20 protein-coding genes are annotated in these 20,651 nt (G+C 65.2%); 6 read left to right on the forward strand and 14 right to left on the reverse strand.

Features of this window, described 5'->3' with window-relative positions; all coding sequences use genetic code 11:
- Positions 1-43: 43 nt before the first annotated feature.
- The 6 genes from XI09_RS32890 to XI09_RS32915 all read right to left on the reverse strand — a co-directional run bounded on the left by XI09_RS32890 (position 44) and on the right by XI09_RS32915 (position 5,573).
- Positions 44-802 (reverse strand): SDR family oxidoreductase, encoded by a 759-nt coding sequence (locus tag XI09_RS32890; protein WP_092191580.1) that lies wholly within the window; start codon positions 800-802, stop codon positions 44-46.
- A gap of 26 nt (positions 803-828) precedes the next feature.
- A complete protein-coding gene (locus XI09_RS32895) occupies positions 829-1,587 on the reverse strand; it encodes a proteasome-type protease (protein WP_011088363.1) in 759 nt (252 codons plus the stop codon).
- A gap of 107 nt (positions 1,588-1,694) precedes the next feature.
- Positions 1,695-2,102 (reverse strand): carboxymuconolactone decarboxylase family protein, encoded by a 408-nt coding sequence (locus XI09_RS32900; protein WP_271570565.1) that lies wholly within the window; start codon positions 2,100-2,102, stop codon positions 1,695-1,697.
- Positions 2,103-2,192: 90 nt separating this feature from the next.
- Entirely contained in the window at positions 2,193-3,035 is an 843-nt protein-coding gene (locus XI09_RS32905) for a transglutaminase family protein (RefSeq protein WP_271570566.1), read from the reverse strand.
- Between the two features lie 170 nt (positions 3,036-3,205).
- Positions 3,206-4,150, reverse strand: a complete 945-nt coding sequence (locus XI09_RS32910; RefSeq protein WP_027547020.1) for an alpha-E domain-containing protein — start codon at positions 4,148-4,150, stop codon at positions 3,206-3,208.
- Positions 4,151-4,154: 4 nt separating this feature from the next.
- Positions 4,155-5,573 (reverse strand): circularly permuted type 2 ATP-grasp protein, encoded by a 1,419-nt coding sequence (locus XI09_RS32915; RefSeq protein WP_271570567.1) that lies wholly within the window; start codon positions 5,571-5,573, stop codon positions 4,155-4,157.
- 277 nt (positions 5,574-5,850) lie between these two features.
- Between XI09_RS32915 and XI09_RS32920 the strand changes: the two genes are divergently transcribed.
- From XI09_RS32920 to XI09_RS32930, 3 genes are read left to right on the forward strand one after another with little or no spacing between them, the layout of a single operon-like run.
- Positions 5,851-6,588: a competence/damage-inducible protein A gene (locus XI09_RS32920; RefSeq protein WP_271570568.1), complete on the forward strand. Its 738-nt coding sequence runs from the start codon at positions 5,851-5,853 to the stop codon at positions 6,586-6,588.
- Between the two features lie 38 nt (positions 6,589-6,626).
- A complete protein-coding gene (gene gpt / locus XI09_RS32925) occupies positions 6,627-7,154 on the forward strand; it encodes a xanthine phosphoribosyltransferase (RefSeq protein WP_271570569.1) in 528 nt (175 codons plus the stop codon).
- Between the two features lie 23 nt (positions 7,155-7,177).
- Positions 7,178-7,840, forward strand: coding sequence for a hypothetical protein (locus XI09_RS32930; protein ID WP_271570570.1), 663 nt, complete (start codon positions 7,178-7,180; stop codon positions 7,838-7,840).
- A gap of 18 nt (positions 7,841-7,858) precedes the next feature.
- Here XI09_RS32930 and XI09_RS32935 read toward each other — a convergent pair whose 3' ends face one another.
- Positions 7,859-8,881: a methionine synthase gene (locus tag XI09_RS32935; RefSeq protein WP_271570571.1), complete on the reverse strand. Its 1,023-nt coding sequence runs from the start codon at positions 8,879-8,881 to the stop codon at positions 7,859-7,861.
- Positions 8,882-9,002: 121 nt separating this feature from the next.
- Here XI09_RS32935 and XI09_RS32940 point away from each other — a divergent pair, with 121 nt between their 5' ends.
- The 3 genes from XI09_RS32940 (at position 9,003) to XI09_RS32950 (ending at position 11,426) form a co-directional block, all read left to right on the forward strand.
- On the forward strand, positions 9,003-9,704 hold the full coding sequence (locus tag XI09_RS32940; RefSeq protein WP_271570572.1) for a glutathione S-transferase N-terminal domain-containing protein: 702 nt from the start codon (positions 9,003-9,005) through the stop codon (positions 9,702-9,704).
- Positions 9,705-9,840: 136 nt separating this feature from the next.
- Positions 9,841-10,449 carry a 2-hydroxychromene-2-carboxylate isomerase gene (locus XI09_RS32945; protein WP_271570573.1) on the forward strand — a complete coding sequence of 203 codons (609 nt, stop codon included), beginning with the start codon at positions 9,841-9,843 and terminating at the stop codon, positions 10,447-10,449.
- Positions 10,449-11,426: an NADPH:quinone oxidoreductase family protein gene (locus tag XI09_RS32950; RefSeq protein WP_271570574.1), complete on the forward strand. Its 978-nt coding sequence runs from the start codon at positions 10,449-10,451 to the stop codon at positions 11,424-11,426. The genes XI09_RS32945 and XI09_RS32950 overlap by 1 nt, the downstream gene beginning before the upstream one ends.
- Before the next feature lie 106 nt (positions 11,427-11,532).
- On the opposite strand, the gene XI09_RS32955 is transcribed toward XI09_RS32950, so the two are convergent.
- The 7 genes from XI09_RS32955 to XI09_RS32985 all read right to left on the reverse strand — a co-directional run bounded on the left by XI09_RS32955 (position 11,533) and on the right by XI09_RS32985 (position 20,515).
- Positions 11,533-12,423 carry a crotonase/enoyl-CoA hydratase family protein gene (locus tag XI09_RS32955; protein ID WP_271570575.1) on the reverse strand — a complete coding sequence of 297 codons (891 nt, stop codon included), beginning with the start codon at positions 12,421-12,423 and terminating at the stop codon, positions 11,533-11,535.
- Positions 12,424-12,551: 128 nt separating this feature from the next.
- Positions 12,552-13,973: an amidase gene (locus XI09_RS32960; RefSeq protein WP_271570576.1), complete on the reverse strand. Its 1,422-nt coding sequence runs from the start codon at positions 13,971-13,973 to the stop codon at positions 12,552-12,554.
- Positions 13,966-15,138, reverse strand: a complete 1,173-nt coding sequence (locus XI09_RS32965) for a M20 aminoacylase family protein (RefSeq protein WP_271570577.1) — start codon at positions 15,136-15,138, stop codon at positions 13,966-13,968. The genes XI09_RS32960 and XI09_RS32965 overlap by 8 nt, the downstream gene beginning before the upstream one ends.
- A 13-nt stretch (positions 15,139-15,151) precedes the next feature.
- Positions 15,152-16,657 carry a M81 family metallopeptidase gene (locus XI09_RS32970; RefSeq protein WP_271570578.1) on the reverse strand — a complete coding sequence of 502 codons (1,506 nt, stop codon included), beginning with the start codon at positions 16,655-16,657 and terminating at the stop codon, positions 15,152-15,154.
- Between the two features lie 231 nt (positions 16,658-16,888).
- On the reverse strand, positions 16,889-18,538 hold the full coding sequence (locus tag XI09_RS32975; RefSeq protein WP_271570579.1) for an ABC transporter ATP-binding protein: 1,650 nt from the start codon (positions 18,536-18,538) through the stop codon (positions 16,889-16,891).
- A gap of 129 nt (positions 18,539-18,667) precedes the next feature.
- A complete protein-coding gene (locus XI09_RS32980) occupies positions 18,668-19,555 on the reverse strand; it encodes an ABC transporter permease (RefSeq protein ID WP_271570580.1) in 888 nt (295 codons plus the stop codon).
- Positions 19,556-19,573: 18 nt separating this feature from the next.
- The gene (locus XI09_RS32985; RefSeq protein WP_271570581.1) at positions 19,574-20,515 is read right to left on the reverse strand and encodes an ABC transporter permease; all 942 of its coding nucleotides are present in this window, start codon (positions 20,513-20,515) and stop codon (positions 19,574-19,576) included.
- Positions 20,516-20,651 lie beyond the last annotated feature (136 nt).

Consider the following 20,651-nt stretch of genomic DNA (forward strand, 5'->3'; position numbering starts at 1 on the left):
CACGCCGCCTACTGTGCATGGGGTTGTTTTCGCGTTTTTTACTTCAGCCCCGTCCGACGAACGGCATCTTGGTCGCCATGACCGTCATGGTCAGCACGTTGGCATCGAGCGGCAGGCCGGCCATGTAGGCGACGGCATCGCCGACCGCCTTGGCGTCCATGCGCGGCTCGTGCTTGGTGGTGCCGTCGGGCTGGAGCACGCCGGGGCCGTTGACCATGCGATCGGTCATGGGGGTTGCTGCATTGCCGATGTCGACCTGGCCGACCGCGATGTCGTACATGCGGCCGTCGAGATTGCTCGCCTTGGTGAGGCCGGTGATGGCGTGCTTGGTCGAGGTGTAGGCCGCCGAGAACGGTCGCGGCGCGTGCGCCGAGATCGAGCCGTTGTTGATGATGCGGCCACCGCGCGGGGTCTGGTCCTTCATGATGCGGAAGGCGTGCTGGGTGCACAGGAACGGGCCGGTGAGGTTGGTGTTCACCACCGCCTGCCACTGCTCGAGGCTGAGATCCTCGAAGTTCACGGCCGGCGCGCCCATGCCGGCATTGTTGAAGAGCACGTCGAGGCGGCCAAAGGTCGCCTTCACCTTGTCAAACAGCGCGGCGATCGAGTCCGGCTTGGTCATGTCGGCGGTGACGCAGAGGCTCTTGCCGGCGGGGCCGAGCTTCGCCGTCTCCTCGAGCATGTCGAGCCGGCGCCCGGTGAGCACCACGGTGAAGCCCGTGTTCATCAGCGCCAGCGAGGCCGCGCGTCCGACTCCGGTGCCGGCGCCCGTCACCACTGCGATCTTTTTCGCTTCACTCATCGTTTCCTGCCTTTTCTCTTAAGTTGTCAGGTTTTGGGTTCTTTTTCGTTCTTGTAGGGCGGGCGCGGAATGTTCTGATGCGCGGCGCGCAAGGCTGCCGACCAGCGCGAGCGCAGATCGTGGAAATAGGGCTCGCCCGCCTCGATGCGGTGGTTGAGATCGGCATCGCAGGCGTCGGCGCGCACCACCAGCACGTCGATCGGCAGGCCGACGCCGAGATTGGAGCGCATGGTCGAGTCCATCGAGATCAGGCCGGTCTTCAGCGCCTCGTAGAGCTCGACGTCGTAATGCATGGCGCGGTCGAGCACCGGCTTGCCGTATTTGTGCTCGCCGATCTGCAAGTAGGGCGTGTCGGTGGTGCACTCGATGAAGTTGCCGGCGGTGTAGACCATGAACAGGCGCATGCGCGCCCCCTTGATCTGGCCGCCGAACAGGAAGGAGACGTCGAACGAGACGTCCTCGGACTTCAGCGCGGGCCCTTCGGTCGCATGCACCGCCCGGATCGCCCGGCCGATGCGCTGGGCGGCCTGGAACATGGTCGGCGCGTTCATCAGCGTCTCGATCTCGCCCGTGTTGGGATCCTCGAGGCCTTCGGTCAGTGTCGACAGCACCGACTGGCTGATGGCGAGGTTGCCGGCGCTGGCGATCGCCATGATGCGGTCGCCGGGCTTGGAGAAGATGTGCAGCTTGCGGAAGGTCGAGACGTTGTCGAGGCCGGCATTGGTGCGGGTATCGGCGATCATCACCAGACCGTCCCGAACCAGGATTCCGCAACAATAGGTCATTTCCAGTCCCCGAACGCGTTTGCGCGGAATTACTAGCGAATTTCGGGGAGGCATGAAACCCCCGATTCCCGCGGGGAGGGCGTCATTCCGGGGAGCGACGGCTGACCTCAGTCAGCGGCATCGACGAGAAACGCCTCGTCGACGGGAACGCCGAGCGCCGTGACCAGCCGGTTCGTCTCCGCGGCCATGCCGACGATGGCGAGCAGTTCGCCATATTCGGCCTCGGTCATGCCCTTGGCCCGTGCGCCGGCAGTGTGCGAATGGATGCAGTAGCTGCAGCCGTGCGCCACCGAAACCGCGACATAGAGCATTTCCTTGACCTTGGGATCGAGCGCCCCCGGCGCCATCACCTCCTTGATGCTCTCCCAGGTCCGCCGCAGCGTCTTCGGATCATGCGCCAGCGCGCGCCAGAAATTGTTGACGAAATCCGACCGCCGCACCCTGCGGATGTCGTCGAAAACGGCCCGCGTTTCGCTGGAGAGCTCATCGTCCGAAAGCAGCTTTACGGTCGCCATGGGGTACCTCGCGGGTCGGGTGTGACCTTGCGATTGTAGCACGGCTCATGCGGTCGGCCGGCAGCACTTCGTGGCGAGATGCGGCTATGCCTAGCTCTGCCGCTGTGACTGTGATTGCCCGCCGCGGCCGGCCTGCTCGACCTTGACGGCCACAGACAGCGTTTCCGTGCCGCCGCCATAGCGGGTGCCGCGCACGGGGGCTGCGCCGAGATAGTCGAGCCCGATCGCGACGCGGACATGGGCGTCGGTGGCGCAGATGCTGTTGGCGGGATCGAAGCCGACCCAGCCGAGATCGGGAACATAGGCCTCCGCCCAGGCATGGCCGGCGTCCTGATGCAGCGTGCCGTCCGAGCGCAGGAAATGGCCGGAGACGAAGCGGGCCGGCACGCCGCCGGTGCGGGCGCAGGCGATGAAGATATGCGCGTAGTCCTGGCAGACGCCGCGCTTGAGCGTGAAGGCTTCCGCCGCCGACGTGCCGCTGTTGGTCGGATCCTCGTCGAACGTCATGTGGTCGCTGATCTCACTCATCAGCGTGTGCAGGAAGCCGAGCGTGTCGCTCTCGGCCTCGCTGCGCAGCTGGCGCGCGACCGCCGCCATCGCCGGATTGACTTCGGTCAGTTCCGTCGTGCGCAGGAACATGCCGGCCGGAAAACGCTCGTCGGCGCCGCGGAGCACGCCGCCGGTGTCGTGGGTTTCGATCAGTCCCTCGGCCGTGATCTTGATATCGCCGACAGGCCCGCAGGACAGCACATGGGTGACGTTGCCGAAGGCGTCCTCGTGGGTGTCGAGCTTGGTGTCGGTCGAGACGTCGATCTGCCATTCCGCCACATACTGCCCGTCATGGCTGCACGGCGTCATGCGCAGGATCTGGATCACGCTGGTGGCCGGCGGCTCGTAGCGATAGGTCGTGGTGTGCTGGATTCGCAGGCGCATGATGGACCGTGCAGTTAGTGGTTAGGCCCGACTGCCTTCCGCAAAGAAGCTCGTCATGCCCGGGCTTGTCCCGGGCATCCACGCTCTTCCTTACCGTCCGGGCAGCAAGAACGTGGATGGCCGGGACAAGCCCGGCCATGACGATATCCCGTTTCGTCAGTCGGGGGACATCAGATCAAATACTGCTTCGTGATGATTTCGCCCAGCCTGGAATTGTCCGCGATGAATTCCTGAATGAATTCATGCACCCCGTGCTGGAAAATGTCGTTCATATTGCTGTGTTCGAGCCGGTTGCGGATGCCGCGGGCGTGGCGCTGGGCGGGACCCTGGCGGCCGTAGGCGACGCCGATCTGGTCGAGATTGCGCACGAGGTTGCCGTAGCAGCTGGCCAGCGAGCGGGGCAGCGTGTCGTTGAGGATCAGGAGATCCGCGATCAGCCAGGGCTTCAGCGTCTCGCGATAGACCCAGTGATAGGCCGTCAGGGCCGAGACCGAGCGCAGGATCGAAGTCCACTGGTAGAAGTCGAGCGGGCCGCCGACATGCTCTTCCTCGGGCAACAGCACGTGGTACTTCACGTCGAGAATGCGCGCGGTGTTGTCGGCGCGTTCCAGATGCACGCCCATCCGCGAGAACCAGTAGGCGTCGTTGCGCAGCATGGTCCGGTAGGCCGAGCCGTCGAAGCGCAGCGAGGTCTCCTGCACGAAGCGCAGGAACTTGGCGAGATCCTCGCGCGTCGAGGTGCCCTTGTTCCAGACCTCCTGCAATTCGATCCAGGCCGAGTTGATGGTGTCCCACATCTCGCTGGTGAGCGCGGTGCGCACCGAGCGCGAGTTCAGCCGCGCCGCCTCGATGCAGTTCCTGATCGAGGACGGGTTGTTTGGCGAGAACGAGAGGTATTCGACGACGTTGTGCTCGTTGGCTTCCTCGTAGGTCTGATAGAAGCTTGCGGCGACGCCGGCGGTCAGCAGCGCCGAGTCCCATTCGTTGGTCTTGCCGATATAGGCGGCGGGAAGCGCGGTGACGCGCAGCGTCGCATCGATGGTGCGCGCGAGATATTCGGCCCGTTCGACGTAGCGGGCGAGCCAGTAGAGGTTTTCGGCGGTACGCGACAGCATCTGACTACTCGTCCAAAATCCAGGTGTCTTTGGTGCCGCCGCCCTGGCTCGAATTCACCACCAGGGAGCCTTCCTTCAGCGCGACGCGTGTGAGCCCGCCCGGCACGATCGTGGTGCTCTTGCTGCCGGTCAGCACGAACGGCCGCAAGTCGACATGGCGCGGAGCAAGGCCGGTGGCCGTGCAGGTCGGACAGGTCGAGAGCGCCAGCGTCGGCTGCGCGATAAAGCCTTCCGGCTCGCGCTTGAGCTTCTCGCGGAAGGCTTCGATGGTCGCCTTCGTCGCGGCGGGACCGATCAGCATGCCGTAGCCGCCGGAGCCGTGCACTTCCTTGACGACCAGCTCGCCGAGATTGTCCAGCACATAGGCGAGATCCTTCGGCTCGCGGCAGCGCCAGGTCGGCACGTTCTTCAGGATCGGCTCCTCGCCGAGATAGAACTTCACGATGTCAGGCATGTAGGAGTAGATCGCCTTGTCGTCGGCAATCCCGGTGCCGACCGCGTTGGCGAGCGTGATGTTGCCGGCCGCATAGGCCGACATCAGCCCGGGCACGCCGAGCACGGAGTCGGGGCGGAAGGTGAGGGGATCGAGGAAATCGTCGTCGACGCGGCGATAGATCACGTCGACCCGTTTCACGCCCTCGGTCGTCCGCATGAACACTTCGTTGTTCTTGACGATGAGGTCGCGGCCCTCGACCAGCTCGATGCCGAGCTTGTCGGCGAGGAAGGAGTGCTCATAGTAAGCCGAGTTGTAGACGCCCGGCGTGAGCAGGGCGACCGTCGGCTCGCCCGAGGCGCTCTGCGGCGCCACCGAGCGCAGGGCCGCGAGCAGCTCGTCCGGATAGCGCTCGACCGGCGCCACCCGGTGGCGGGCGAACAGATCCGGAAACAGCCGCATCATGATCTCGCGGTTTTCCAGCATGTAGGATACGCCCGACGGCGTCCGCGCATTATCCTCCAGCACGATGAAGTCTTCGGCGTCGACCCGGACAATGTCGATGCCGGCGATGTGCACGTAGACGTCGTGCGGCACCTGCTGGCCGTTCATCTCGGGACGGAACACCGGGTTCTGGAAGATCAGATCGTCGGGGACGACCTCGGCGCGCAGGATATCGCGGCCGTGATAGATGTCGCGCAGGAACATGTTGAGCGCACGCACGCGCTGCTTCAGGCCCCTCTCCAGCCGCGCCCATTCCTTGCCGGACATGATCCGCGGGATCACGTCGAAAGGGATCAGGCGCTCGGTCGACTCGGAATCGCCGTAGACGGCGAAGGTGATTCCGATCCGGCGGAACAGGAGCTCGGCTTCCTGGCGGCGATATTCGAGCGCCTCGGGAGGCGTCTCCTTGAGCCAGCGCGCCAGCTCCTGATAGGCAGGGCGAAGGTCCCCGCCGGGAATATTCATTTCATCAAACGCGACTGCCATAGATCCCGACTTGTCTCCGCAAGGCGTTGCGCCATTGGACAGGTCGCCAAGCCTTGATGAAGACTGCAACGTCCTGGCCATGCGGCAAGAGTGCATGACTTTCATGTGGTAGCAAGGGCCGGGCCAGCGCGATAAGCATGGTCTGGCAGCATTTACCGGGGATGGCCGGCGGCTTGCCTGAAAAAATGGCTGAGGACTGCTTATTTCGGCAGCAAAACCGCGTGACTTCAACGCGTTACCTCGGCAAAGTCGGCGCTACAGGTGAGGGACTTAAGGCATGAGCGAGATCGTCACGGCAGGCATTCTGGTCATTGGGGACGAAATCCTGTCCGGCCGGACCAAGGACAAGAACATCGGCTTCATCGCCGAATACCTGACCAATATCGGCATCGACCTGAAAGAAGTCCGGGTCGTCTCCGACGACGAGGACGACATCATCGCCGCATTGGATGCACTGCGGCATCGCTACACCTATGTCTTCACCACCGGTGGGATCGGGCCGACCCATGACGACATCACCGCCGACAGCGTCGCCAAGGCGTTCGGCGTCGGCATCGACCACCACCCCGAGGTGGTCGCCCGTTTCCGCGAACGCTGGAGCGAGCAGGACCTCAACGAGGCCCGCCTGCGCATGGCCCGCATTCCCGACGGCGCCGAGCTGATCCAGAGCGCGACCATCCTCGCGCCCGGCTTCAAGATCGGCAATGTCATCGTCATGGCGGGCGTGCCGTCGATCATGCAGGCGATGATGGACATCGTCTCGCCCAAGCTGAAATCGGGCGTGCGCATGCTTTCCGAATCGGTCCGCGCCAATGCGCGGGAAGGCGACATCGGCAGCCCCTTGCGGACGATCGCCGCCGCTCATCCCGACACCATCATCGGCAGCTATCCCTTCATGGACGAGGAGCAGAAGCCGAACACCAATCTGGTCGTGCGCTCGCGGGATGCGGACAAGCTCGCAGCAGCCATGGCCGCGGTGAAGGAAATGCTGGCGGGATTGAACATCACCCGGTAGCAGAAAGGCTGCCGGACGACGATTGGCAGGAGAAGACGATGGGCGGTGAAGCACCGGAACTGAGCGAGCAGGAGCGGGCGGGCAAGGCCTTTCCGGTCTCGTGGGACCAGTTCCACCGGGATTGCCGGGCGCTGACCTGGCGGCTCAACGAGGTCGGTCCGTTCCATGCGGTGATCGCGATCACCCGCGGCGGCCTGGTGCCGGCCGCGATCGTGGCGCGCGAACTCGGCGTGCGCGTGATCGATACGGTCTGCATCGCCAGCTACGACCACACCAAGCAGGGCGAGCTCCAGGTTCTCAAGGGCATCTCGGACGCTGCGATGAAGCTCGGCGGCGGCACCGGCAAGGGGCTGTTGATCGTCGACGATCTCGTCGACACCGGCAAGACCGGCAGGCTGGTCCGCGAGATGCTGCCCGACGCGCATTTCGCCACCGTCTACGCCAAGCCGAAGGGGCGTCCGCTGGTCGACACCTACATCACGGAGGTGTCGCAGGACACCTGGATCTTCTTCCCCTGGGACACCGCGCTGTCCTATCACCCGCCGCTCCGCGACGGGGCGGCGTGATCAAAGCGAATGGCGAGTAGCGAATGGCGAGTAGTAGATCCTCCACTCGCAATTCGCCATTCGCTACTCGCCCTCTGCAAAGCCGCGTCACACCGACCGGCGACATCATCGCCACCCCGCATCGCGGCATGTTCACCGGCAATCGTGGCATCATCCACGATCCCGCGACGAAGACGCTTCTGAAGAAGCGCTGGTCGTCGCCGGCCTGGATTACGTGCCTCTGCGAATTCCGCGGCTGGCGGCGGCCGGTGATGGCGCGCCGGAGCTGGACCGAGCTGTTCTTCCTCGACGAAGCCACTGCCTTTGCCGCGGGCCATCGACCCTGCTTCTTCTGTCGCCGCGACGATGCCAGGCGTTTTCGCAGCGCGTGGGAAGCGGGGAATGTTGCAAGCGACGTCAGCGCGAAGGCGATCGATGCAGTGCTGCATCGCGAGCGCCTTGATCGCGGCAAGAAGCAGCTGCATGCGCTGCCGATGCCGCTGGCTGAATTGCCCGACGGCGCGATGGTGCGGCAGGGCGAGGAGAGTCTTCTGGTGGCGCAGGGCAGGGCGCTGTTGTGGTCGCCGGCAGGCTATGCGCCTGTTAACCGCGAGCTCGCCGATGCAAAACTGCTGACACCGCCGTCCACGCTGCGCGCGATCATCGCCGGCTATCGGCCTGTGCTGCATCCGACCGCGCGCAGCTAGCGCAGCGGCTTACCGTCATCACCCCAGCTTCTCGCGCGCCAGCGCGGCGCCGGCGCCGAGCGCCATCAGCTTGGCTTCGGCGATGTCGCGCCGCATCGGCGCCATGCCGCAATTGGTGGTGGCGATGATGTTGCTCTTGGGCACGAATTTCGACACCGCGTCGATCACCTGCACGACGTCCTCGGCGGTCTCCACCGTGTCGCTGGCGACGTCGATCACGCCGGCCTGCACGATCTTGGTCTTGAGCAGCGCGAGCAGGTCGAGCGGGACCTTGGAATTGTGGCACTCGATCGCGACCTGCTGGATCGGGCTCGCGTCGATCGCGGGGAAGATCTGCTCGTATTGCCGCCACTGTGCGCCGAGCGTCTCCTTCCAGTCGGTATTGGCCTTGATGCCGTAGCCGTAACAGATGTGCACGGCGGTGGCGCAGGTCAGACCCTGCGCGGCGCGCTCCAGCGCCTTGATGCCCCAGTCGTTGACCTCGTCCATGTAGACGTTGAAGGCGGGCTCGTCGAACTGCACGAGATCGACGCCGTCGGCCTGGAGCGCCTTGGCTTCCTCGTTGAGCAGCTCGGCGAACGCAAAGGCCATCTTGACGCGGTCGCCATAGTAGCGATCGGCAATGGTGTCGATGATGGTCATCGGGCCGGGCAGGGTGAATTTCAGCTTCTTCCTGGTGTGCGTACGCGCGACGGACGCCTCAAAAGCATGGACGCGGCCCTTGAGCCGGAGCGGCGCGACCACCTGTGGCACCATCGCCTTGTAGCGGTCCTTGCGGATGCCCATCTCGACCTTGTGGGCGAAATCGATGCCGTCGAGCTTCTCCAGAAAGCCGTGCACGAAATGCTGGCGGGCCTGCTCGCCCTCGGTGACGATGTCGATGCCGGCGTCCTCCTGGACCTTCAGCCAGATCAGCGTCGCGTCGCGCTTGGCGCGCAAGAGCTCGTCGCCCTGCGACTTCCAGGGCGCCCAGAGCATGTTGGGCTCGGCGAGCCATTCGGGCTTCGGCAAGGAGCCGGCGATCGTGGTTGGAAACAGCATGGCGGCCCTCCCGGCAGGTTATGTTGCGCCTCTTCCTGCCATGTCCTAACGTCAAGGTACAGAACAACAAAAGTCGCTCTCTATTCCAGCGGCGGCGACGGGGAAGGCCAAGGGAAAGGTCATGATCGATCTCTATTATGCGCCGACGCCGAACGGCTGGAAAATCTCGATCATGCTGGAGGAACTCGGGCTCCCCTATAGCGTGAAGCCGGTCAACATCCGCGCCGGCGAGCAGTTCAGCCCCGAGTTTCTCGCGATCAGCCCGAATAACCGCATTCCCGCCATCGTCGATCACGACCCCGCCGATGGCAGTGCACCTTTCTCGGCCTTCGAGACCGGCGCGATCCTGATCTATCTGGCGGAGAAGACCGGACGCTTCTTGCCCGGAGATTTGCGCGGCCGCTCCACCACCATCCAGTGGGTGATGTGGCAGATGGCGGGGCTGGGACCGATGCTCGGCCAGCACGGTCATTTCGCGCTCTATGCGGCCGAGAAGATCCCTTACGCGATCGAGCGGTACCGTGACGAGGCGGCGCGACTCTATGGCGTGCTCGACCGGCAGCTCGGCAAGACCGGGGCCTATGTCGCCGGCGACTATTCCATCGCCGACATCGCCTGCTTTCCCTGGACCATGACCCACAAGGCGCAAGGCTTTACGCTCGACGACTATCCGAACGTGAAACGCTGGTACGCGGAGGTCCGCGCCAGGCCGCAGGTGCAGGCGGGGCTTGCGATCGGCAAGTTCGTCAAAGAGCCGTTCGACGAGGAATCACGCAAGATCATGTTCGGCCAGCGTGCGAAGGAATTGTTGGGAAGGAAGTGACAGCCACGGCGTCATTCCGGGGCGCGACGAAGTCGCGAGCCTGGAATCCATCGAGCTGCAGCGAATGCTGTGAAATGGATTCCGGGCTCGCGCCAAGAGGGCGCGCCCCGGAATGACGAGAGAAAAAGGAAACGCCATGATCGAATTCTTCTTCGACTGTTCCAGCCCCTGGACCTATCTCGCCTTCCACAACATCCAGCCGCTGGCCAGGGAGCTCGGCGCGGAGATCGTCTGGCGGCCGATCCTGGTCGGCGGCATCTTCAACACGGTCAACCCGAGCGTCTACGCGCAGCGGGAGACGCCGGTGCCGCTGAAGGCGCGCTACATGAAGAAGGATCTCGAGGACTGGGCACGCTCCGCGGGCCTCGCGATCAAGATGCCGCCGACAGTGTTCCCGGTGAACAGCGTCAAGGCGATGCGCGGCTGCATCTGGCTGGGTCAGGATATGGTGCCGTTCGCGACCGCCGTGTTCGAGACCTATTGGGGCGGCGACAAGGACATCTCGCAGGACGCGGTGCTCGCCGAGATCTGCAAGACGGTTGGCATCGACGAGCAGAAATTCTTCGCCGGGATCGCGGAGCAAGGCATCAAGGACCAGCTCAAGGCCAATACCGAAGAGGTCGTCGCGCGCGGCGGCTTCGGCTCGCCGACGATCTTCGTCGGCAAGACCGACATGTATTTCGGCAATGACCGCCTGCCGCTGATCCGCGAGGCGCTGCTGCGCCGCAGGGCGAGCGCGGCCTGATGGTGCGCGCTGTCGTCTGCCGCGAACTCGGCGCGCCCGAGACGCTGCGGCTGGAGGAGTTTCCCTCGCGTGCCCTGAAGCCGGGCGAGGTGCGTGTCGCGATCCGCGCCGCCGGGCTGAACTTTCCCGATGTGCTGATGGCGGCCGGGGAATATCAGCTCAAGCCGGAGTTGCCGTTCACGCCCGGCATGGAGGCCGCCGGCGACGTGACCGAATTGGGCGCGGAGGCGAGGGGCGTCGCTGTCGGCGACAAGGTCATCGTGAAGATGCGCCACGGCGCTTTCACCGATGAAGCGGTCGTCGCGCCGTCGCAGCTCGTGCCGATGCCGTCGACGTTCGACTATGCGGAGGCTGCGACCTATCTCGCCGGCCACGGCACCGCCTATCACGCGCTGATCGATCGCGGCAAGCTCGAGCCGGGCGAAGTTCTGCTCGTGCATGGCGCCGGCGGCGGCGTCGGCCTCGCCGCCGTCGAGATCGGCAAGCTGCTGGGTGCGACCGTGATCGCGACCGCTTCCAGCGACGAGAAGCTCGCCATTGCAAAGGCGCGCGGCGTCGACCATCTCGTGCGCTACGACCGCGAGCCGTTTCGCGATGCCGTCAAGCGCATCACCGACGGGCGCGGCGCCGACGTGGTGTTCGATCCCGTTGGCGGCGAGGTGTTCGAGAATTCGATGCGCTGCATCGCCTGGGGCGCGCGGCTGCTGGTGATCGGCTTCACCGGCGGGATCGGCTCGGCGAAGACCAATCTCTTGCTGATCAAGGGCGCGAGCGTGCTCGGCGTGCGCGCCGGAGAGGCCGTGCGGAAGAACCCTGCGCTCGGCGAGGCGCGCCTGAAGGCGCTCCTGACATGGGCGGAGGAAGGCAAGCTGCGCCCCAACGTCTCGCACCGCCTGCCGCTTGAGGATTACGCGAAGGCGATGCGCTTGCTGATCGACCGCAAGGCGATCGGGCGCGTGGCGCTGGTGATGGAGTGACGATGCCGTAGGGTGGGCAAAGGCGCTCTGCGCCGTGCCCACCATCTATCGGCGATCGAAGCCGGAATGGTGGGCACGCTTCGCTTTGTCCACCCTACGCTCCGCGTCACTTGTACTCCCGCTCCGTCCACCACGGGAAATAGTCCGGCATGTCGCTGGACACCTTGTTCTTGAACTGCGCCGGGCGCTTCTCCAGGAACGACACCACGCCTTCCCGAACGTCGTCCGAGCGGCCGCGGGCGTAGATGCCGCGGCTGTCGACCTTGTGGGCCTCCATCGGGTCGTCCGCACCCATCATGCGCCACATCATCTGGCGGATCAGCGCCACCGACACCGGCGCGGTTTTCGCCGCGAATTCCTTGGCGAGCGCACGCGCGGTCGGCAAGAGATCGTCCGGCGGCACCACCTTGCTGACGAGACGCCCCGCAAGCGCCTCCTGCGCCGGGAAGACACGCCCCGAATAGCACCATTCCAGCGCCTGCGAGATGCCGACGATGCGCGGCAGGAACCAGCTCGAGGCGGCCTCCGGCACGATGCCACGCTGGGAGAAGACGAAGCCGAAACGAGCAGCGTCGGAGGCAATGCGGATATCCATCGCGAGCTGCATGGTGACGCCGATGCCGACGGCAGGGCCGTTCACCGCGGCGATCACGGGCTTGAGGCATTTGAAAATACGCAGCGTCACCTGGCCGCCGCCGTCGCGCACCTGCGGATCGCTGTAATCGACCTTGCCGTCGGCGAACCGCTTCACGGGCCCGCGCCGCGCGTCCCGATCGAACGTATCGGCGCCGGAAGAGAGGTCGGCGCCGGCGCAAAAACCGCGGCCCGCGCCGGTGACGATGATGGCGCGGACATTGTCGTCCTTGTCGGCGGCGTCGAAGGCGTCGATCAGCTCTGCCTGCATCTGCGCGTTGAAGGCGTTGAGCTTGTCGGGCCGGTTCAGCGTGATGGTGAGGATCTGCTCCGCGACCTCGTATTTGATCGTCTCATACGCCATTGGTGGTTTCCTTCCCTGTCATTTCTTGAATCAATTCTGTCATTGCCGGGCTTGACCCGGCAATCCATCTTTTTTGAAGAGGATGGATGCGCGGGTCGAGCCCGCGCATGACGAGTTGCGCTGAGGCGCTAGCGCGCAGGCGGCTTGGGCCAGGGGCGCTGCGGGCCGCGCAAGCTCTCGAAGGCCTTGGCCATGCCGAGCACGCCGATGTCGTCGAAGCGGCGGCCGACGATCTGCACGCCGATGGGAAAGCCCTTGGCGTCGAAGCCGCCATTGATGGAGACGGCAGGGTTCTCCGACATATTCCACGGCACGGTATAGGCGATGTGCTCGAACGGCTTCGTCGGATCGTTGGTGGGCGAGGCCCGTTCCGCCGGATAGTTCACGTTCGGCGCGGTCGGCGAGATCACATAGTCGAGCTCGCAGAACAGTTTTGAGGCCGCGGCACGGATCGCCATGGTCTGGTTGAACCCACGGATCACGTCGACGCCCGACAGTTTTGCGCCGGACTCGCCCCATTTGAAGATGTAGGGCAGCACCTTTGCCTGCTCGGCCGGCGTCAGCCTGGACAGATCGTCCCACATCCGTGCGCGCCAGAAATTGTCGAGGCCGTCGAGCATCTCGCGCGTGAGGATGCCATCGACCTCGGTGACGACTGCGCCGGCGGATTCAAATGCCTTTGCCGCCTTCACCGCGACTTCGCGCACCGGTTTTTCCAGCGGCAGGCCGACGCCGGGATCGAGCATCAATCCGATCCGCAATTTGCGCGGTGACTTCTCCGGCCCTTTCCAGTTGAGGGGTTCGGCAGGCAGGCTCATGCCGTCGCGCCGGTCGGGCTTTGCGATCGCGCTCATCATCAGCGCGCAATCGTCCACGGTGCGGGTCATGGGGCCGGCGACGCGGCCGACATAGGTGGGGTCGATCGGCACGCGGCCGAAGCTCGGCTTCAATCCGACGAGGCCGCACCAGCCCGCGGGAAGGCGCACCGAGCCGCCGATGTCGGTGCCGAGATGCAGGGGACCGTAGCCGGCGGCGGCGGCTGCGCCTGCACCGGCGCTGGAGCCGCCGGGATTCTTGGAGAGGTCCCAGGGGTTGCGCGCGAGCGCGTGGAAGCTGGAGAGCCCCGAGGATAGCATGCCGTAATCGGGCATGGTGGTCTTGGCGAAGATGATCGCGCCGGCCTCGCGAAGGCGCGCGGCGGGCGGGGCGTCCTTCTCGGCCGGCACGAGCTTGACGCTGGCTGCCCCCAGCGGCACGGGTACGCCCTTGGTCGCGATGTTGTCTTTCACCGTGACAGGCACGCCGTCGAGCGGGCCGGACGGTTCGCCGCCGGTCCAGCGCGCGGTCGAGGCCTTTGCCGCCTCCCGCGCGCCGTCGGGATCGAACGCATAGAGCGCCTTGAGGTGCGGCTCCCACGCAGCGACGTGCGTGAGCACGTCTTCCAGCACCTCGCTCGGCGAGAACTGCTTGGCGCGATAGCCTGCGATCAGATCGACCGCGGACAGATCGTGCAGCGAGGTGACCGCCTCCTCGACGCTCTTTTTATGCATGAGCACCTACCGGCATGCGCGTCTCGATGATGCGGGCAAACATGCTGGCGCCGATCGGCAGGATCTTGTCGTCGAGCACGAAGCCGGGATTGTGCACCGGCACCGAGCCGTCATGGCCGACCCAGAAATAGGCGCCGGGGATGGTCTGCAGCATGTCGGCAAAATCCTCGCTGCCCATCTTCGGCTGGGCGCGGGTGATTACGTTGGCGGGGTTGACGACGGTGCGCGCGACCTCCTCGACCACCTTGGACTGCTCGACCTGATTGATCAGCACGCCGAAGGTGTCGCGAATGTCGGCCTCGATCTCGCACTGGAACGCGGCGGCCATGCCGGCACAGATGGTGCGGATGCGCTCGCTGATCATGGCGCGGACTTCGTTCGAGAAGGTGCGAATGGTGCCGCAGAGATGCGCTTCGCCGGGGATGACGTTGTAGGCGGAACCCGCATGGATCTGGGTGATCGAGATGACAGCGGATTGCAGCGGCTCGACGTTGCGGCTGACGATGGTCTGGATCGCCTGCGCCAGCGTGGTCGCGATGATCACCGCGTCCTTGGAGCGTTCGGGCATCGCGCCATGCGCGCCGTAGCCGGTGATGCGGAGGTCGAAGAAGTCGGCGCCGGCCATCGCCGGGCCGGGCAGGATCGCGATCTCGCCATGGTTGAGGTCGGGCGCGTTGTGCAGGCCGTAGAGCTCGTCGCAGGGAAACTTCTCGAACAGGCCGTCCTTGATCATGGCGCGGGCGCCGCCGAGGCCTTCCTCGGCCGGCTGGAAGATCAAATGAACGGTGCCGTCGAAGTTCTTCGTCTCGGCGAGATAGCGCGCGGTGCCGAGCAGCATGGTGGTGTGGCCGTCATGGCCGCAGCCGTGGAAGCGGCCGGGGATTTTTGAGCTCCATTTCAGATTGGTGTTCTCTTCCATCGGCAGCGCGTCCATGTCGGCGCGCAGCCCGATGCGCTTGCCGCTCGAACCCTTGCCTTTGATGACGCCGATCACGCCGGTGCCGCCGAGACCGCGATGCACCTCGATGCCCCAGCTCTTCAGCTTGTCGGCGACGATGCCGGAGGTGCGCACTTCCTCGAAGCCGATCTCGGGATGGGCGTGGAGGTCGCGGCGAATGGCGGTGAGTTCGTCGGCATAGCCGTCGATGCGATCGATCGTGGGCATGTATCCTGTCCGGTTAGCGTGAAGGAGGATTGAAAACGGGGCCGTTCGGCTTGATGCGAATGCCCGGGCGCAGCTTCGTCCAGGGCAGGGAGGCCGTGTCGGCCGGCATTGCGCCCGGGGCGGCGCAGATCATCAGCCGTTCCGCGATCGGCTCGAAATCGGCGCGGAAGTGCACCGAGCTCTTGTTGACCAGGATCTTCTGTTCGGTCGGCTCGATGCCGACATAGCGGTACATCGCCTGATCGGCGAGCTGCGCCTTGTGCGAGGAGACGACGACACGAACGTCGCCGATGCGCAGGGCCGCGGAAGGACCCATCTCCATCTCGCGGCCGCCGTAATAGGGGCCGGGTGCGATGAAGCGGCCGTCGGACAATTTTTCGACGACGAAGGTCTCGCGATAAGGCTCGTCGCCTGGAATGCCGGACTTGCCGCCGAGCGACAGCGTCACCGTGGCGCCGACCCCGGCCGCATGCGCGGCCTTCGCCGATTCCGGATCGTAGATCGCGCCGGTCGCGGCGCTCGCCTTGTTGCGCACCAGCGCGCGCAGCATGCCGGTGGTATCGGAATCGCCGCCGGCGCCGGGATTGTCCTGGGTGTCGGCGATGATGATCGGCTTGCTGGCGCCCTTCGCCAGTTCCATCGCATGGCGCACGCCGTCGTCGGGCGACCAGATCTTGCCGTCGAAATCGTCCTCGTGGCCTTCGATCAGCTTGACGATCGCATCCGCAGCGCGATCGGCGTCGGCTTGCGTCTTGCCATAGGCGAACACGCTCGGCCCGCAATCGCGGAAGTCAGCGGCAGGGAAGCCGGGCGCGAAGGACAGCGTCGGGACCGCGTCGCTCTGGATCGCGGCGAGCTTCTCGTAGATGCCCCTGGTCGGCTGGTCGTTGGTGCACTGCCAGCTGATCGGGATCAGGAACGGCAGTTGCCGGAACGCCTTGGCGAAGCGCTGCTTGGTCTTCAGCAGCAGTGCGAGATGTCGCGCCGAGGCGCGGCCCGTCTCGGCCATGTCGACATGCGGATAGGTGCGGTAGGCGATCAGCGCGTCGGCATGTTCCATCATGTCCGGCGTGACGTTGGCATGCAGGTCGAGGCTGGTGACCAGCGGAACATTCTCGCCGATGACGCGGCGCACCCGCGCCAGAATCTCGCCTTCGCCGTCGTCGAGATGCTCCGTCACCATCGCGCCGTGCAGGTCGAGATAGACCGCGTCGATGGGACCCGCCGCCGCAATGCCGTCGACCATCACCTTCACGATGCGCTCGAAGGCGTCCCGGGTGACATGCGCCGACGGGCTCGCGCCGCAGGCGATCGTCGGAATGAGTTCCCAGCCATTGGCTTCGGCGCTGTCGACGAAGCCGGCGAGCCCGACATTGATGCGCCGCATCACCTTCAGCACGTCGGCACCTTGCGTCATCGCCGGCCAGCCGCCGCCATGCTGGAAGTCCGCAAACGTCGCCTTCGTCGGAGCGAAGGTGTTGGTCTCGTGCAGGAAGCCGCCGACGGCGATACGTGTCATCAACTCAAGTCCAGGCGATTGAAAGAGCGCGCGTTAGCCTTCGACGTTAGCCTTGCCCTTGCGGCGAGAGCAAGGTGAGAAGCAAGCGCGCCGTGCATAGGGTCAGATCGTTTTGGGAATGCTGCGGATGCGATGGTGTTGGTGTGAGCCATTCAGCCAACCGCACACTCGGTGTCGTCCCGGCCTAGTGCGCAATTGCGCACTAGACCGGGACGACGATGTGGAGAGACCTTACGCCGTCGCCACCACGCCTTCCGACACCGGCCGGAAGTTCGCAAAGTCCCAGCCGCGGCCGGGGGCTGCCTCCAGCAGGGCCCTGGTGTAGGCCTCCTTCGGATGCGTCAGCACTTCTGCGGCGGGGCCCTGCTCGACGACGCGGCCGTGCTGCATCACCACGACCTGGTCGCAGATTTGCGCGGCGACACGCAGATCGTGGGTGATGAACAGGATCGCGATGCCGAGCCGCTTCTGGATCTCGTCGAGCAGTTCCAGCACCTGCGCCTGCACCGAGACGTCGAGCGCGGAGACAGCTTCGTCCGCGACCAGCACGTCCGGATCGAGCGCGAGCGCACGCGCAATCGCGATGCGCTGGCGCTGGCCGCCGGAGAACTGGTGCGGATAGCGTGACACCGCATCGGCCGGCAGGCCGACCAGCTCGAGCAGCTCGCGGGCGCGCTTCATCGCATCGGCATGCGAGACGCCGTAATTGATCGGGCCTTCCGCGATGCTCTCGCCGACGGTGACGCGCGGGTTGAGCGAGCGATAGGGATCCTGGAACACGATCTGGATCTTCTGCCGGTGCGGCTGGAGCAGGCGACGCGAGATGTCGGAGATCTCGCGGCCGGACAAGCGCACGCCGCCGGAGGTCGGGTCGATCAGGCGGACGATGCAGCGTGCCACCGTGGACTTGCCCGAACCGCTCTCGCCGACGATGCCGAGCGTGCGGCCCTTGCGCAGCGTCAGCGTGACCTTATCGGCGGCGACGACCTCGCGGCCTTTGCCGAAGAAGGCGCGCTCCTTGTAGACCTTGCTGAGCTCGTTGGCTTCCAGCACCACCGGTTCCTTGGTCTCGGGCCGCGCCGCGCGCGGCACCAGGCTCGGCACTGCAGAGAGCAGGTTGCGGGTGTATTCCATGGTCGGGTTGCGCAGCACGGTCTCGAGCGCACCCGTCTCGACGAGGCGGCCCTGCCGCATCACGGCGACACGGTCGGCGATTTCCGCCACCACGCCCATGTCGTGGGTGATGAACAGCACGGCCGTGCCGTGGTCGCGCTGGAGGTCGCGGATCAGGGTCAGGATCTGTTTCTGCGTGGTGACGTCGAGCGCGGTGGTCGGCTCGTCGGCGATGAGCAGCTTCGGTTCGAGCACCAGCGCCATCGCGATCATGATGCGCTGGCGCTGGCCGCCGGAGAGGCGGTGCGGGTAGGAGGCGAAGATGCGCTCGACCTGGGGCAGGCGCACCTGCTCCATCATGTCGAGGATGCGCTTCTTCCGTGCCCTGGCATCGAGATTGGTGTGCGCGCGCAGCACTTCGTCGATCTGGCGGCCGACTGGCACGACCGGATTGAGCGCGGTCATAGGCTCCTGGAAGATCATCGCCATCTGCGTCGCGCGGAGCTGGCGCAGCCGGCGGTCGGTTGCAGTGAGCAGCTCTTCGCCGACCAGCTTGACGCTGCCGGCGGTGGGCACCAGCGTGCCCTTCGGCAGCAGGCCCATCGTGGTCAGCGAGGTCACCGACTTGCCCGAGCCGCTTTCGCCGACGAGACACAGCGTCTCGCGCTCGTGCACCTGGATCGAGATGCCGTCGATGATGTTCGCGCCCTTCGGCTTCTTGCCGATGGAAACGACGAGATTGTTGATGTCGAGGATGGTGCTGGTCATGCAGGATCTTTCGTCATTCCGGGGCGCGCGCAGCGCGAACCCGGAATCCATCGGGCGTCAGCGCAAGCGGTGAAATGGATTCCGGGCTCGCGCCAAAAGGCGCGCCCCGGAATGACCGTGGTACTCGCATCACTTCCCCTCCCGCTGCTTCATGCGGGGATCGAGGGCGTCGCGGGCGGCGTCGCCGATCAGATTGATGCTGAGGATGGCGATCGAGAGCAGGAGGCCCGGCCAGAAGATCAGCGACGGCTTGATCTGGAAGTACTGGCGGCCCTCGGCCATGATGTTGCCCCAGGTCGGCGTCTCCGGCGAGATGCCGGCACCGAGGAAGGAGAGGATCGCCTCGGTGAGGATCGCGGAGGCGCAGACGTAACTGCCCTGCACGATCAGAGGCGCGATCGTGTTCGGCATCAAATGCCGCCACATGATCTTCGGCAGGGATGAGCCGACCGAGATCGCCGCTTCGACGTAGGGCTCTTCACGCGCCGACAGCACGACCGAGCGCACCAGGCGTGCGACGCGCGGAACTTCGGGGATCGTGATCGCGATCAGCACGGTCCAGATGCTGGCGCCGGACAGCGACACCACGGCGATCGCGAGCAGGATGCTCGGCATCGCCATCAGGCCGTCCATGATCCGCATCAGGACGGCATCGACCAGCTTGAAGAAGCCGGAGACGAGGCCGATCGCCAGCCCGATGACGATCGACAGGATCGCCGAGCCGATCCCGATCAGCAGCGAGATGCGGCCGCCATAGATCACGCGCGACAACAGGTCGCGTCCGTAGGCATCGGTGCCGAGCAGGAATTGCGCCGAGGTCGGCTTCAATCGTAGCGACGGCGCGAGCTGGATCGGATCATGCGGCGCGATCAGCGGCGCCAGAATCGAGATCAGCACGATCAGCGCGAGCAGGACCGTTGCCGTGGCGATGATGGGCGTCGAGGTGAGGAATCCGAAGCGCGGCCGCAGCGGCGACGTGATCGGAATGGACGACTGGGGAAGGGTATCGACCGACATTTTGTCCTTATCCTTGCCTCAGTACCGGATCCGCGGATCGAGCAGGGTGTAGGCGACGTCAATGAGAAGATTGACGACGACATAGATCAGCGACGTCAGCAGGATCATCGCCTGGATCACCGGATAGTCGCGCGCCAGCACCGCGTCCACGGTGAGGCGGCCGATGCCGGGGATGTTGAACACGCTCTCGGTGACGACGACGCCCGAGATCAGAAGCGCAAAGCCGGTGCCGATCACGGTGATCACGGGCACGGCGGCGTTGCGCAGCGCATGGCGCATCATCACGGCGACCTCGTTGATGCCCTTGGCGCGCGCGGTGCGGACATAGTCCTCGCCGAGCACGTCGAGCATCGCCGCGCGCGTCATGCGCGCGATCAGCGCGATGTAGATGAAGGAGAGGGCGCAGGTCGGCAGGATCATGCGCTCGAAGAACGGACCGAAGCCGTTCGAGATGCTGCGGAAGCCCTGCACCGGCACCCAGCGCAGGTCGATGGCGAAAACCTCGATCAGGAGATAGCCGACCACGAACACCGGGACCGAGAAGCCGAGCACCGAGAGACCCATCACGAAACGGTCGATCCAGGTGCCGTGCTTCCACGCCGCGATCACGCCCAAGGGGACCGCGACGATGACGGCGAGGATGATGGTCGACAGCGCGATCGAGATCGACGGCTCGACGCGCTGGCCGATCATCTTCATGACGGGCAGGTTGGAGATCAGCGAGGTCCCGAGATCGCCGTGCAGCAGCTTGTTCACCCAGGTGATGAATTGCACGATCAGGGGCTCGTTGAGGCCGAGCGAGGTACGGATGCGCTCCAGCCGTTCGGGCGTGGCGTTGTCGCCGGCGAGAATCGCGGCGGGATCGCCGGGGGTGAGGCGGAGCAGGAGGAAGACGAACAGCGCGACGACGCCCATCACGGGCACGGCGGCAAAGATTCGGCGTAGGAGATATCCGAGCAAGTTAAATCCGTCAGATTAGAGTCAAATCGGCGGCAGCGGTCGTTGCCTGTTCTGCCATCAGCCTAACATTTCAGCAATTCCCGTGCCATCAGGGCCACAGGTTTTGCAGTGCGGCTAGTTGTTTTGAGCAACGAGC

Source organism: Bradyrhizobium sp. CCBAU 11386, from assembly GCF_028128955.1.
Lineage (GTDB): Bacteria > Pseudomonadota > Alphaproteobacteria > Rhizobiales > Xanthobacteraceae > Bradyrhizobium.

What these genes read in the sequence shown, in the direction of transcription:
- XI09_RS32910 (WP_027547020.1), bottom strand. Translation starts at nt 4,150, where the DNA reads ATGCTGTCGCGTACCGCCGAAAACCTCTACTGGCTCGCCCGCTACGTC.
- XI09_RS32890 (WP_092191580.1), bottom strand. Translation starts at nt 802, where the DNA reads ATGAGTGAAGCGAAAAAGATCGCAGTGGTGACGGGCGCCGGCACCGGA.
- XI09_RS32965 (WP_271570577.1), bottom strand. Translation starts at nt 15,138, where the DNA reads ATGCCCACGATCGATCGCATCGACGGCTATGCCGACGAACTCACCGCC.
- XI09_RS32945 (WP_271570573.1), top strand. Translation starts at nt 9,841, where the DNA reads ATGATCGAATTCTTCTTCGACTGTTCCAGCCCCTGGACCTATCTCGCC.
- XI09_RS32900 (WP_271570565.1), bottom strand. Translation starts at nt 2,102, where the DNA reads ATGGCGACCGTAAAGCTGCTTTCGGACGATGAGCTCTCCAGCGAAACG.
- XI09_RS32905 (WP_271570566.1), bottom strand. Translation starts at nt 3,035, where the DNA reads ATGCGCCTGCGAATCCAGCACACCACGACCTATCGCTACGAGCCGCCG.
- XI09_RS32960 (WP_271570576.1), bottom strand. Translation starts at nt 13,973, where the DNA reads ATGCATAAAAAGAGCGTCGAGGAGGCGGTCACCTCGCTGCACGATCTG.
- XI09_RS32950 (WP_271570574.1), top strand. Translation starts at nt 10,449, where the DNA reads ATGGTGCGCGCTGTCGTCTGCCGCGAACTCGGCGCGCCCGAGACGCTG.
- XI09_RS32955 (WP_271570575.1), bottom strand. Translation starts at nt 12,423, where the DNA reads ATGGCGTATGAGACGATCAAATACGAGGTCGCGGAGCAGATCCTCACC.
- gpt (WP_271570569.1), top strand. Translation starts at nt 6,627, where the DNA reads ATGGGCGGTGAAGCACCGGAACTGAGCGAGCAGGAGCGGGCGGGCAAG.
- XI09_RS32935 (WP_271570571.1), bottom strand. Translation starts at nt 8,881, where the DNA reads ATGCTGTTTCCAACCACGATCGCCGGCTCCTTGCCGAAGCCCGAATGG.
- XI09_RS32940 (WP_271570572.1), top strand. Translation starts at nt 9,003, where the DNA reads ATGATCGATCTCTATTATGCGCCGACGCCGAACGGCTGGAAAATCTCG.
- XI09_RS32920 (WP_271570568.1), top strand. Translation starts at nt 5,851, where the DNA reads ATGAGCGAGATCGTCACGGCAGGCATTCTGGTCATTGGGGACGAAATC.
- XI09_RS32975 (WP_271570579.1), bottom strand. Translation starts at nt 18,538, where the DNA reads ATGACCAGCACCATCCTCGACATCAACAATCTCGTCGTTTCCATCGGC.
- XI09_RS32895 (WP_011088363.1), bottom strand. Translation starts at nt 1,587, where the DNA reads ATGACCTATTGTTGCGGAATCCTGGTTCGGGACGGTCTGGTGATGATC.
- XI09_RS32970 (WP_271570578.1), bottom strand. Translation starts at nt 16,657, where the DNA reads ATGACACGTATCGCCGTCGGCGGCTTCCTGCACGAGACCAACACCTTC.
- XI09_RS32930 (WP_271570570.1), top strand. Translation starts at nt 7,178, where the DNA reads ATGGCGAGTAGTAGATCCTCCACTCGCAATTCGCCATTCGCTACTCGC.
- XI09_RS32915 (WP_271570567.1), bottom strand. Translation starts at nt 5,573, where the DNA reads ATGGCAGTCGCGTTTGATGAAATGAATATTCCCGGCGGGGACCTTCGC.
- XI09_RS32980 (WP_271570580.1), bottom strand. Translation starts at nt 19,555, where the DNA reads ATGTCGGTCGATACCCTTCCCCAGTCGTCCATTCCGATCACGTCGCCG.